Source organism: Halomonas sp. 3H (assembly GCF_024206005.1).
Lineage (GTDB): Bacteria > Pseudomonadota > Gammaproteobacteria > Pseudomonadales > Halomonadaceae > Halomonas > Halomonas campaniensis.
Genome location: NZ_CP100360.1, coordinates 265,792 through 277,983, shown reverse-complemented (window position 1 = coordinate 277,983; position 12,192 = coordinate 265,792). Strand labels below are relative to the sequence as shown.

Below are 12,192 nucleotides of genomic sequence, written 5' to 3'. Positions count from 1 at the left end.
GGAGTCTTGCCTCACCATGGATGCTATCGCCCTGGGTCCCGTGCTCGTCTCGCTGCCTCGCCTCTACGCCCTGGGCGCCGCGATCGTGCTGCTGGCGGCCAGCGCCTGGCTGCTCGGCCTGCCCCGTCGCCGGCACGCACGCTGGTTCAACGGCCTGGTGCTGGCCTGGCTGGTCGGTGCCCGCCTGGGCCACGCGGCCCTCAACCTGGAGGCCTACGCCGTCGCCCCGCTGGACATCCTCAAGGTGTGGCAGCCGGGCTTCCACGGGCTCTGGGGGCTGCTGGCGGCGCTGGTCTGGACCGGCTGGACCCTGCGCGACCACCTGCTGCGGCTGATCGGCGCCATGGCCCTGCTGGTGGGGGCCTCCAGCCTCTGGCTGGTGCTGGTGACCCTGGCGCCACTGGGCGGCGGGATAACCCTGCAGTCGCTCCCCGACCTGACCCTGGAGAGCGTCGAGGGCGAGGCCGTCAACCTGCGCGAGCTGCAGGGGGAAAGGGTCGTGCTCAACCTCTGGGCCACCTGGTGCCCGCCCTGCCTGCGCGAGATGCCGCTGCTGGCCGAGGCCGACACCCGCGACGGCGTCACCGTGGTGGTGGCCAACCAGGGCGAGGACCTGCTGCCGGTGGTGCGCTACCTGGATGACCAGGGGCTGGCGTTCCGCTACCCGCTGCTCGACCCGCGCCAGGAGCTGATGGTGCTGCTGGAGTCCCCCGGCCTGCCCACCACGGTGCTGTTCGACGCCGAGGGGCGCGCCGTGGAGCGCCACGTGGGCGAGCTCTCCCGGGCCCAGCTGGAGGCCTGGCTCGACCGCCACTGAGCCACGCCCGATCCACATGTCCCGACGCGACAAGCTCTTTTGCAGTTGCCTGCAGCGAGAGGCGCCGGGGGCAGGTCGGAGAGGGTGGGGCCTGTCGCCGGAACAGCCTCGAGCAACGGCCCGAGACGAATCATCACGCTTAAGCCGCGCCAACCTTTGCTGTAAGATACCGCGCCCTGTTGCCGCCGCCTCCGGCGCCGCGGCCACGAGCGCACCGTTTTCAGCATCCTCCGAGGCACCATGAGCGACTTTTCTCCCGGCCAGCGCTGGATCAGCGACGGCGAGGCCGAACTCGGCCTTGGCACCATCCTCGGCGTCGACGCCCGCAGCGTCACCGTCCTCTTCGGCGCCAGCCAGGAAACCCGTACCTACAGCAGCCGCCAGGCCCCGCTCACCCGGGTGGTGTTCGGCAGCGGCGACCGCATCCGCGCCGCCGAGGGCTGGACCCTCACCGTCGACGACACCAAGGAGGTCGGCGGCCTGGTCGTCTACATCGGCGAGGACGGCCAGGGCGAGCTGCGCGAACTGCCCGAGGCCCAGCTGGCCGATACCATGCAGTTCGACCAGGCCCGGGACCGCCTGCTCACCGGCCAGGTCGACCGCAACGACTGGTTCGACCTGCGCTTCCGCACCCTGCACCACTTCCACCGCATCGAGCAGAACCCGGCCCTGGGCCTGGCCGGCCCGCGCATCGACCTGATCCCCCACCAGCTCTACATCGCCGACGAGGTGGCCCGCCGCCACGCCCCGCGGGTGCTGCTGGCCGACGAGGTGGGGCTGGGCAAGACCATCGAGGCGGGGCTGATCCTGCACCGCCTGCTGCTCACCGGCCGCGCCGAGCGCGCGCTGATCCTGGTGCCGGCGAGCCTCACCCACCAGTGGCTGGTGGAGCTGCTGCGTCGCTTCGCCCTGGAGGTGACCCTGCTCGACGAGCAGCAGAGCCTGGCCCACGGCGATGCCAACCCCTTCGAGGCCGGCCAGCTGGTGCTGGCCAGCCAGGACTGGCTGTTCACCAACCCCCACCGCCAGGCCCAGGCCCAGGCCTGCAGCTGGGACCTGCTGATCGTCGACGAGGCCCACCATCTGGAGTGGTCCGAGGAGTTGGTGGGCCCCGGCTACGCCTGCGTGGAGCGCCTGGCCGCCGAGGTGCCCGGGCTGCTGCTGCTCACCGCCACCCCGGAGCAGATGGGGCTGGAGAGCCACTTCGCCCGGCTGCGGCTGCTCGACCCGGACCGCTACCACAGCCTGGCGCGCTTCCGCGAGGAGGAGGCCCACTACGTGGAGGTGGCCGAGGCCATCGATGCCCTGGAGCGCCTGCCCGGCGATGATGCCGACCGCGCCCGGGTCGCCGCGGTGATCGACGAGCCCGACAGCCTGGCGCTGCTGGCCACCCTGGCCAACGTCGAGAGCGGCGCCGACCAGCAGGCCGCCGCCCGCGACCAGCTGCGCGACCAGCTGCTGGACCGCCACGGCACCGGTCGGGTGATGTTCCGCAACAGCCGCCGCCACGTGGGCGGCTTCCCGGAGCGCCGCCTGCACGTCACCGAGCTCGAGCCGCCCTCCTCCTACCGCCGGGTGCTGCGCCGCCTGGGGCGGGACGACGACTACCTGGACGAGCTGCTGATCGAGACCGGCCTGGACCACCCCGAGGTGCTGGTCTACCTCGACACCATGTACCGGGCGCTGGCCGACGACCCCCTCAACACCGAGCCCTGGTGGCAGTTCGACCCGCGCGTGACCTGGCTGATGGAGCGCCTGGCCGATACCGACGAGGGCGGCTTCGCCGACGACAAGGTGCTGGTGATCGCCCATGACCGCGAGACCGCCCAGGGCCTGGCTGAAGGGCTGCGGGTGCTCGGCGGCGTGCAAGCCCCGGTGTTCCACGAGGGGCTCTCGCTGGTGGAGCGCGACCGCGCCGCGGCCGCCTTCGCCGACGAGGAGGAGGGCTGCCAGGTGCTGGTCTGCTCGGAGATCGGCTCCGAGGGGCGCAACTTCCAGTTCTGCCGCCACCTGGTGATGTTCGACCTGCCGCTGCACCCGGACCAGCTGGAGCAGCGCATCGGCCGCCTGGATCGCATCGGCCAGCGCCATGCCATCGAGATCCACGTGCCGGTGTTCACCGGCAGCCCCGGCGAGAAGCTGCTGCGCTGGTACCGGGAGGGCATGGACGCCTTCAGCGCCCCCCACGGGGTGGGCAGCGAGATCTTCGACGCCTTCGGCGATGCCCTGGCCGATGCCCTGCTCGACGACGAGAGCCTCGAGGAGGTGATCGAGGAGACCCGGGCGCTGTTCGAGAGCCGCCTGGCCGAGCGCGACGCCGGCCGCAACCGCCTGCTGGAGCTCAACGCCTGCCGCCACGAGCGGGCCGATGCCGTGGCCACGGCGATCCGCGAGCTGGACGAGGACCGCGCCCTGCCCCGCTACCTGGACCTGGCGCTGGACATCTTCGGCGTCGACAGCCACGAGCTGGGCGGCGGTATCCAGCACCTGCAGCCCAGCCCTCAGATGCTCGACGGCCTGCCCGGGCTGGCCAAGGGCGAGGAGGGCTTCTCGGCGACCTTCTCCCGCTCCCGGGCCCTGGCCCGGGACGACGTCCAGCGGCTCTCCTGGGAGCATCCGCTGCTGCGCGAGATGATGGGCCGCATCCTCGACGGCACCATGGGCAACACCGCCCTGGCGCTGCTCAGGCACCCGGCGCTGCCCGCCGGACGGGTGATGGCCGAGCTGGTGTTCCGCACCCACTGCCCGGCGCCACGGCGGCTGCACCTCAACCGCTTCCTGCCCCCCACCGCGGTACGCGTGCTGCTCGACGAGTCCGGCGCCAACCTGACCGACAGGATCTCCTTCACCGGACTCTCGAAGAACCTGCAGAAGGTCAAGAAGGCCATGGCCCGCGACCTGATCCGCAGCCGCCTCGAGGCGCTGCGCGAGATGCTCGACCGCGGCGAGGCCGAGGCCGAGCGCGAGCTGCCCTCCATCGTCGAGGCGGCCCAGATGCGCATGCGCGAGGCGCTGGACGGCGAGCTGGCGCGCCTGGCGGCCCTGGCCCGCCACAACCCGGCAGTGCGCGACGACGAGCTCGAGGCGCTGCGCGCCGAGCGCGCCGCCCTGGACGAGGCCATCGAGGGCACCCGCCTGCGCCTGGACGCGGTGCGGGTGATCGTAACGGTGGGGGAGGAAGCAAGGTAGACGGGGCTGATCCGTCGACAGGCCTGCGAGGAGGCGCTGTGAACCCATCCCTGGGCGCTACCGATGCCATCCCTGGCATAGGACCTCCTCTACGGCCTGTCCCCGGCGCCCCTTGGCCGCTTGACTTTCAGCCCAGAATATCCGCCAGGGCGGCCTCCAGGGTCTCGTACTCGAACCGGAAGCCGGCCTCCTGGAGGCGCTTCGGGCGCATGTCGGCGCCGGTGAGCAGCAGCCGCGACATCTCGCCGAAGGCGGTCTCCAGCACGATGGCCGGCACCGGAAAGAAGGCCGGGCGCCCCAGCTGCTTCGCCAGCGTGCGGGTGAACTCGGCATTGGTGACCGGATGGGGGGCGCTGCCGTTGAAGGGGCCCTCGAGCTCGTCGTTGTCGAGCAGGAAGAGGATCGCCCGCACCAGGTCCTCGCGGTGGATCCAGGGCATGAACTGCTCGCCGCTGCCGAAGCGCCCGCCCAGGCCCAGCTTGAAGGGCGGCAGCATCTTCTGCAGGCTGCCGCCGCCGGCGTCCAGCACCAGGCCGATGCGCAGGATCGCCACCCGGGTGCCGAAGTCGGCCGCCTCCCGCGCGGTGTCCTCCCAGCGCTTGCAGAGGCGATGGGCAAACTCGTCGTGGGGCGGGGTCTGCTCGCCCACCTCGCGACTGCCCTGGTCGCCGTAGTAGCCCATCGCCGAGGCCGAGACCATCACCCGGGGTGCCCGCCCGCCGGCGGACCTGAGCTGCTCGCAGAGCATCACCAGGTCGCGGGTGATGTTGACCCGTGAGTCGATCAGGCGCTCCTTCTGCTCGTCGCTCCAGCGCCTGGCGGCGATCGACTCCCCGGCCAGGTTGACGATGGCGTCCGGCGGCGTGTCGACGAAGTCCAGCACCGAGCGGCGGATATCGGCCCCGCGGGGCAGCCGCCCCCTCACCGCCTCGGGATCACGGGACACCACCAGCAGCCGGTGACCGGCCTCGGCGAGGCTCTGGCACAGCCGCTGGCCGACAAACCCGCTCCCCCCGGTGATCAGCACGCGCATCGCAACCTCCTTCCTGTCTGCCATGAGTTATACAGCTGTTGTACACTTCTGCTAGTCTAGCTGAAAACCCCCAGCGTGAGTCCGCCATGACATCCCGACCCAACCTCGACACCGCCATCATCGGGGCCGGCATCGCCGGACTGGCCTGCGCGCGGGTCCTCCACGAGGCGGGCCTGCCGGTCACCCTCCTGGAGAAGGCCCGCGGCGCGGGAGGACGGATGTCCAGCCGGCGCCTGCCCGATGCCGTGGTCGACCTCGGCGCCCAGTTCTTCAGCGTGCGCGATCCCGCGTTCGGCCGCCAGGTCGAGGCCTGGCGCCAGGCCGGCTGCGCCAGCCGCTGGCCGGAGTCGCTGTGGTCCGCCGAGGCCGCGGGCTGGCAGCGCCACCGGGACGACCGGGAACGCTTCATCGGCAGCCCGCGCATGAGCGCCGTGACCCGCCACCTGGCCGAGGGGCTGACGATCATCGCCGAGACCCGCATCGAGCACCTGGAAGGCAATGCCGGCCGGTGGTGGCTGGTCGACCAGCACGGTGAGCGCCACGGCCCCTTTGCGCATGTGGTGATCAGCGCCCCGACGCCCCAGGCCCATGCGCTGGTCGCCGCCCACGACGCCTCCCTGGCCGCGGCCTGCGAGGCGGTGATCCAGCGCCCCTGCTGGACCGCCTGGGCACTGTTCGATGAACCGCTGCCGACGCTGCCCGGGGTGGACGACGACTGGCAGGCGGTGCGGTTCTCCCCCGGCCATGGCGGCGGCCCGCTGCGCTTCGTGACCCGCAACCATCGCAAGCCCGGCCGCGCCGACCAGGGCGAGAGCCTGAGCCTGCTGGCCCACCTCGACTGGAGCGAAGCGCGCCTGGAGGACAGCCCCGAGACGGCGGCGGAGGCGCTCTTCGACGCCTTCCAGCGCGCCCTGCCCGGCGGCCTCGCGCTGCCCGAGCCCCGCGAGCTGGGGGCCCACCGCTGGCGCTACGCCCAGCCGGATGTCTTTGCCGGCGGCGAGCCGGTCAACCTCGACTACCGCCGCTCCGCCAGCGGCCTGGCGCTGTGCGGCGACGGCTGGCGGGGCCCCCGGGTCGAGGATGCCTGGCTCTCGGGCCATCACCTCGGCGAGGCCCTGCTGGCCGACGCCTCCTGATACCTTCTGCGACGGGAGACTCCCATGAGCGACGCCCACCCCCCTTACGCCCCGGTCCCGCGGGCCCGTGGCGCCAGCGCCCCCCGCGGGCGAACCCCCTTCGAACGCCTTCACGCGGCCCCGGCGACGAGGCCCGTCGCACCGGCCGGGGAGTCCCGAGTCTCATGAGCGAGCAGGCACCCCACACCGGCGAAACGCCGCTCTACCCGATCCGCGAGGTGTCGCGGCTCACCGGCGTCAATTCGGTGACGCTGCGGGCCTGGGAGCGTCGCTACGGGCTGATCAAGCCCCAGCGCACGCCCAAGGGGCATCGCCTCTACGCCCGCGAGGACATCGAGCGGGTGGAGCAGATCCTCCAGTGGCTCAACCGCGGCGTGCCGGTGAGCCAGGTCCGCGAGCTGCTCGACCGCCCCGAGGCGAGCGAGGCGCCGCCCCCCGATGCCAGCGACTGGCCGAGCCAGCGCGCCCAGCTGGTCGCCGCGGTGGAGTCGCTGGACCAGAACCGCCTGGAGACCCTGTTCAGCCAGTCGCTGGCCCTCTATCCGGTGCCGGTGTGCATCGGCGAGCTCTGGGAGCCGGTGATCCGCGAGCTGGAGGAGCGCTGGGGGGACCGCCTCGGCGATACCCTGCAGCGCCGCAGCCTGGAGGCCTTCCTGCGCACCCGCATCGGCACCCGGCTGTTCCATGCCAATGCGCAATCGGCCGGCTCCACCCTGCTAGTGGTGCCGCTGCCCGACGACGCCGGCCCGCTGTGGGGGCTGCTGGCGGCGCTCGCCGCCAGCGATCGCGGCTACCGGGTGCAGCTGTTCGACGCCCCGCTGCCTTTCGGCGAACTGCCCCTGGCCATCGAGCACTTCCGCGCCGGCGCGCTGCTGCTGGCCGGCGGCCAGGCCGGCAAGGCCGACCTGGTGCGGCGCCAGCTGCCGCGCCTGGCCGAGCAGCTCGCCGTTCCGGTGGGCCTGTGCGGCCCGGTGGCGCGGATTCGCGCCGCGGAACTGGCCGAGACCCGGGTCGAGGTGCTGGGCGACGACCTGGGCCAGGCCGTGGGCCGGCTGCAGACCCTCGTGCCCAGCGCCTGACCAGGAGCCGCCATGCCCCTCTCCCTCGTCTGGTTTCGCAACGACCTGCGCCTCGCCGACCATCGTGCCCTGGCGGCCGCCGCCCGGCAGGGGCCGGTGGTGGCCGTCCATCTGCGCGCCCTGCCCCACTGGCGCCGCCACGGCCACGGCGCCAACCAGCTGGACTTCCGGGCCCGCGGCCTGGCCGCCCTGAAGGAGGGCCTCGAGGGCCTCAACATCCCGCTGCTGCATCGCGACATCGACGACTTCGCCGAGGCCCCCGACGCGCTGCTGGCCCTGGCCCGGGAGACCGGTGCCGAGGTCCTGCACTTCAACCACGAGTACCCGCTGGACGAGGTGCGCCGCGACCGCGCCGTGGTCGAGGCCTTCGACGCGGCCGGCCTCGCCGCCACCGGCCACCATGACGCCGTGGCCTTCGCCCCCGGGGAGCTGCTCACCGGCAAGGGCGACTACTACGGCGTGTTCACCCCCTTCGCCAGGGCCTGGCACCGCCGGCTCACCCCCGAGCGCCTGGCGCTGAGCGACTCGCCCGCGCCCCAGGCGCCGCTGCCGATCGTGTCCGACCCGCTGCCCGAGCTCCCCGAGGGGGAGGAGACGCCCATCGACGGTCGCCAGTGGCCCGCCGGCGAGGGTCCTGCCGCCGACCGCCTGGAGCGCTTCCTGCGCTTCCGCGGTCGCCACTACGCCGCGCAGCGGGATCTCCCGGCGATCCGCGGCACCAGCGAGCTCTCGCCCTACCTGGCGCTGGGCATGATCTCCCACCGCCAGTGCCTGCAGGCGGTGCTGGCCGAGAACGACGGCCGCCTGGCCGAGGGCGATGCAGGCCTCACCGCCTGGGTGAACGAGCTGGTGTGGCGGGAGTTCTACCGCCATGTGGCCTTCGGCTTCCCCCGGGTCTGCCGCCATCGTGCCTTCCAGGCCCACACCGAGGCGCTGGCCTGGCGCGACGACGAGGTGGGCTTCGCGGCCTGGTGCGAGGGGCGTACCGGCTACCCCATCGTCGACGCGGCCATGCGCCAGCTGGTCGCCACCGGGTGGATGCACAACCGCCTGCGCATGATCACCGCCATGTTCCTCAGCAAGCACCTGCTGATCGACTGGCAGCGCGGCGAGGCCTTCTTCCTGCGCCACCTGGTGGACGGCGAGTTCTGCGCCAACAACGGCGGCTGGCAGTGGGCCGCCTCCACCGGCACCGACGCGGCCCCCTACTTCCGCATCTTCAACCCGACCACCCAGTCGACTCGCTTCGACCCCGATGGCCGCTTCATCGCCGAATGGCTGCCCGAGCTCGCCGCCCTGCCGGCGAAGGCACGCCATGCCCCGCCCCACGATCTGGCGGGTGGCATCGACTACCCGCCGCCCATCGTCGACCACCGGGCGGCCCGCCAGCGCGCCCTCGACGCCTTCAAGGCCCTGGCGCGGGACTGACCCCGCCACACCGACCGGAGGAACCGCCCATGCACCGGGACCCGGAGCTGGAGGCCTTCTGCGCCTTCTTCAATAAGCTGGACAAGAGCTGTACAAGAAAGCTTCACGAGTTCTATACTGACGACGTTGTCTTCACCGACCCGCTGCACCGGGTGGAGGGCGCCAGGGCGCTTGAGGCCTACTTCTCGACCCTGTACGAAAACGTGACATCGTGTCGTTTCACCTTCCACCACGGGCAGCGCAGCGGGCAGGACGCCTTCGTCACCTGGACCATGCAGCTTGTCCATCCGCGCCTCGACCGGGGCCGGGAAATCGAGGTGCCGGGGTGTTCCCACCTGCAGTTCGCCGCCGACGGCAGCGGCAAGGTGGCCCGCCACCGCGACTACTTCGACGCCGGCGCCATGCTCTACGAGCGCCTGCCGCTGCTGGGCGGGGCGATACGGCTGGTGAAGCGACAGCTGGACGTATAACGCCCGACCGATTCGACGACAGCCCGGCGGGCCGGGAGCGCCCCACCCCCACAGGAGGCCGCATGACCGCATCGCGCGACACCCAACGCATCTGGCTGACCGGCGCCACCTCGGGCATCGGCCGCGCCCTGGCCCTGCGCCTGCTGGCGCAGGGCCACCGGGTGGCGCTCTCCGCCCGCAGCGAGTCGGCGCTGGCCGAACTGGCAGAGGGCCACGACAACGCCCTGACGCTGCCGCTGGACGTGGCCGACCGCGCGGCGGTGCAGCGCGCCGGGGAGCGGCTCGCCGAGGCCTTCGGCGGGCTGGACCTGGTGATCCTCAATGCCGGCACCTGCGAGTACCTGGACGCCCGCGACTTCGACATGGCCCTGGTGGAGCGAGTCTTCGCTCCCAACTTCTTCGGCGCCCTGCACGGCGTCGAGGCGGCCCTGCCGCTGCTGCGGCGGGCCCGGGCCGAGGGCGGCCGGCCGCTGATCGCGGCCACCTCCAGCGCCGCGGCCTACGTGCCGCTGCCGCGCGCCGAGGCCTACGGCGCCTCCAAGGCGGCGCTCAGCCACTTCATGGAGTCGCTGCGTCTGGACCTGCACGCCGAGGGCATCGACGTCAGCCTGATCCACCCGGGCTTCGTCGAGACACCGCTCACCGACCGCAACGACTTCGCCATGCCCCTGCGCATCAGCGCCGACGCCGCCGCCGAGGCGATCCTCCGCGGCCTCGCCAGGCGCCGCCTGGACATCCACTTCCCGCGCCGCTTCACCCTGCTGGTGAAGCTGATGGGCATCCTGCCCCCGGCCCTGCGCTTCCGGCTGGGCCTGCGCATGACCCGGCAACAGCCCGCCCCGGAGGCCACGCCATGACCGCCCCCTTCTCGCCGCCGCCCCCTCGGGGCGGCGCCGCCCCCCGCATCGCCGTGATCGGCAGCGGCATCGGCGGCATGGCCGCCGCCTGGTATCTCTCCGGCCGCTACCGGGTCACCCTGTTCGAGGCGGAGTCGCGCCTCGGCGGCCACACCGCCACCGTGGACGTGGAGCTCGAGGGTCGCCACTACGCCATCGATACCGGCTTCATCGTCTTCAACGACTGGACCTACCCCCACTTCCAGCGGCTGCTGGCGCGCCTCGGGGTGGCAACCCAGCCCACCGAGATGAGCTTCTCGGTCCACGAGACGGCCCGCGACTTCGAGTACAACGGCCATACCCTGGCGAGCCTGTTCGCCCAGCGTCGCAACCTGCTGCGCCCGAGCTTCCACCGCCTGCTGCGCGACATCCTGCGCTTCAACCGCGAGGCCACCCGGGCGCTGGAGGACGGCAGGCTCGACCCGGCCATGACCCTGGGCGCCTGGCTGGATGCCAACGGCTTCGGCGCCGACTTCCAGCGCCACTACCTGCTGCCCATGGGGGCGGCGATCTGGTCGGCCAGCATCCGCGACCTGCGCGACTTCCCGCTGCTGTTCTTCGTGCGCTTCTTCCGTCACCACGGCCTGCTCTCGGTCAACGACCGGCCCCAGTGGCACACCCTGGTCGGCGGCTCGCGCAGCTACATCCCGGCGCTGACCGCGCCCTATGCCGGACGCATCCGGCTGGCCACCCCGGTCCACGGCATCCGCCGCCATGCCGACCGGGTCGAGGTGCGAAGCGATGCCGGCGTCGAGGCCTTCGACCAGGTGGTGCTGGCCTGCCACGCCGACCAGGCGCTGGCGCTGCTCGAGGACCCCACGGCGGCGGAGCGCGAGGTGCTCGGCGCCCTGCCCTACCAGGACAACGAGGTGGTGCTGCATACCGACACCCGGCTGCTGCCGCGTCGCCGTCGCGCCTGGGCGAGCTGGAACTACCGCCTCGATGGCCGCGACGAGGCCTCGAGGGTCTCGGTGACCTACGACATGAACATCCTGCAGCGCATCGAGTCTCCGCACACCTTCTGCGTGACCCTCAACGACAGCGACGCCATCGCCCCGGAGAAGGTGCTCGGCCGCTATACCTATGCCCACCCCCAGTTCACCCTGGCCGGCGAGGCGGCCAAGGCGCGCCACGGCGAGATCTCCGGGCCGGAGCGGCGCACCCACTACTGCGGCGCCTACTGGCGCAACGGCTTCCATGAGGACGGGGTGTGGAGCGCGCTGCGCGTCGCCCGGGCGCTGGGCTGCGACGAGGAGGGCGCCCCGGCCGAGCCGGCCACCGCCGGCGTGGTCGCCGACGAGGACGTCCCGGCATGATCGTGGCCCCCCGCTCGCGGATCTATCGCGGCAGCCTGGCCCACCGCCGCTTCGTGCCGCGCTCCCACGCCTTCACCTACGGGGTGTGGATGGCCTGGCTCGACCTCGACGAGCTGCCCGAGCTGTTCGACCGGGTGCCCGGCTTCAGCGCCCGGCGCCCCGCCCTGGCGCGTTTCCGGCGCGAGGACTACCTGGCCCCCCACGACCGGCCGCTGAAGCAGGCGGTTCGCGAGGAGCTCACCCGCCGGCTCGGCTTCGTCCCGGAGGGACGCATCTGCGTGCTGACCCAGCTGCGCACCCTCGGCGTGGGCTTCAATCCGGTCTCCCTCTACTACGCCTTCGATGCCGAAGGCGAGCTGCGCGCCGTGCTCGGCGAGGTGACCAACACCCCCTGGGGCGAGCGGGCCTGCTATGCCTGTGCCGTGGCGCCGGAGCGCCATACCCATGTGGCCGAGTTCGACAAGGCCATGCATGTCTCGCCCTTCAACCCCATGGACATGACCTACCGCTGGCGCTTCAACACCCCCGGCGAGCGGCTGATGATGCACATGGAGACCTGGCAGGCGGGCGAGCGGCACTTCGACGCCACCCTGACCCTGACGGCCCGCCCGGCCACCCGCGGCGCCCTGGTGGGCACCCTGGCCCGCCAACCGTGGATGAGCCTGAAGACCCTGGCCGGCATCCACTTCGAGGCGCTGCGCCTGTGGCTCAAGCGCGTGCCGATCCACGACCACCCCGGCCCCGCCCCGAGATCCCGTAAGGAGAGTTCGTCGTGAACACCCTGCGCTCTGCTAGCACCACCCGCCCCCTGTCGGATGATGCCGACCG

At 72.4% G+C, this 12,192-nt stretch carries 10 protein-coding genes; 9 read left to right on the top strand and 1 reads right to left on the bottom strand.

The features are described 5' to 3' along the window. Positions 1 to 16 precede the first annotated feature (16 nt). Together NFC98_RS01395 and rapA are read left to right on the top strand one after the other, a co-directional pair. Entirely contained in the window at positions 17 to 817 is an 801-nt protein-coding gene (locus NFC98_RS01395; RefSeq protein WP_254276435.1) for a TlpA disulfide reductase family protein, read from the top strand. Positions 818 to 1,057: 240 nt separating this feature from the next. Beyond that, positions 1,058 to 4,006, top strand: coding sequence for an RNA polymerase-associated protein RapA (gene rapA / locus NFC98_RS01390; RefSeq protein ID WP_254276434.1), 2,949 nt, complete (start codon positions 1,058 to 1,060; stop codon positions 4,004 to 4,006). Between the two features lie 127 nt (positions 4,007 to 4,133). On the opposite strand, the gene NFC98_RS01385 is transcribed toward rapA, so the two are convergent. Next, positions 4,134 to 5,039, bottom strand: a complete 906-nt coding sequence (locus NFC98_RS01385) for a TIGR01777 family oxidoreductase (protein ID WP_254276433.1) — start codon at positions 5,037 to 5,039, stop codon at positions 4,134 to 4,136. Between the two features lie 86 nt (positions 5,040 to 5,125). Here NFC98_RS01385 and NFC98_RS01380 point away from each other — a divergent pair, with 86 nt between their 5' ends. The 7 genes from NFC98_RS01380 to NFC98_RS01350 all read left to right on the top strand — a co-directional run bounded on the left by NFC98_RS01380 (position 5,126) and on the right by NFC98_RS01350 (position 12,140). Beyond that, the gene (locus tag NFC98_RS01380; RefSeq protein WP_254276432.1) at positions 5,126 to 6,175 is read left to right on the top strand and encodes an NAD(P)/FAD-dependent oxidoreductase; all 1,050 of its coding nucleotides are present in this window, start codon (positions 5,126 to 5,128) and stop codon (positions 6,173 to 6,175) included. A 164-nt stretch (positions 6,176 to 6,339) separates the two neighbouring features. Further along, positions 6,340 to 7,254 carry a MerR family transcriptional regulator gene (locus NFC98_RS01375; RefSeq protein ID WP_254276431.1) on the top strand — a complete coding sequence of 305 codons (915 nt, stop codon included), beginning with the start codon at positions 6,340 to 6,342 and terminating at the stop codon, positions 7,252 to 7,254. Between the two features lie 12 nt (positions 7,255 to 7,266). Beyond that, a complete protein-coding gene (gene phrB / locus NFC98_RS01370) occupies positions 7,267 to 8,682 on the top strand; it encodes a deoxyribodipyrimidine photo-lyase (RefSeq protein ID WP_254276430.1) in 1,416 nt (471 codons plus the stop codon). A gap of 29 nt (positions 8,683 to 8,711) precedes the next feature. After that, positions 8,712 to 9,152, top strand: a complete 441-nt coding sequence (locus NFC98_RS01365; RefSeq protein ID WP_254276429.1) for a nuclear transport factor 2 family protein — start codon at positions 8,712 to 8,714, stop codon at positions 9,150 to 9,152. Positions 9,153 to 9,214: 62 nt separating this feature from the next. Next, positions 9,215 to 10,009, top strand: a complete 795-nt coding sequence (locus tag NFC98_RS01360; protein WP_254276428.1) for an SDR family oxidoreductase — start codon at positions 9,215 to 9,217, stop codon at positions 10,007 to 10,009. Continuing rightward, a complete protein-coding gene (locus tag NFC98_RS01355; protein ID WP_254276427.1) occupies positions 10,006 to 11,364 on the top strand; it encodes an NAD(P)/FAD-dependent oxidoreductase in 1,359 nt (452 codons plus the stop codon). Before NFC98_RS01360 ends, NFC98_RS01355 begins: the two co-directional genes overlap by 4 nt. Continuing rightward, positions 11,361 to 12,140 (top strand): DUF1365 domain-containing protein, encoded by a 780-nt coding sequence (locus NFC98_RS01350; protein WP_254276426.1) that lies wholly within the window; start codon positions 11,361 to 11,363, stop codon positions 12,138 to 12,140. The genes NFC98_RS01355 and NFC98_RS01350 overlap by 4 nt, the downstream gene beginning before the upstream one ends. Positions 12,141 to 12,192 lie beyond the last annotated feature (52 nt).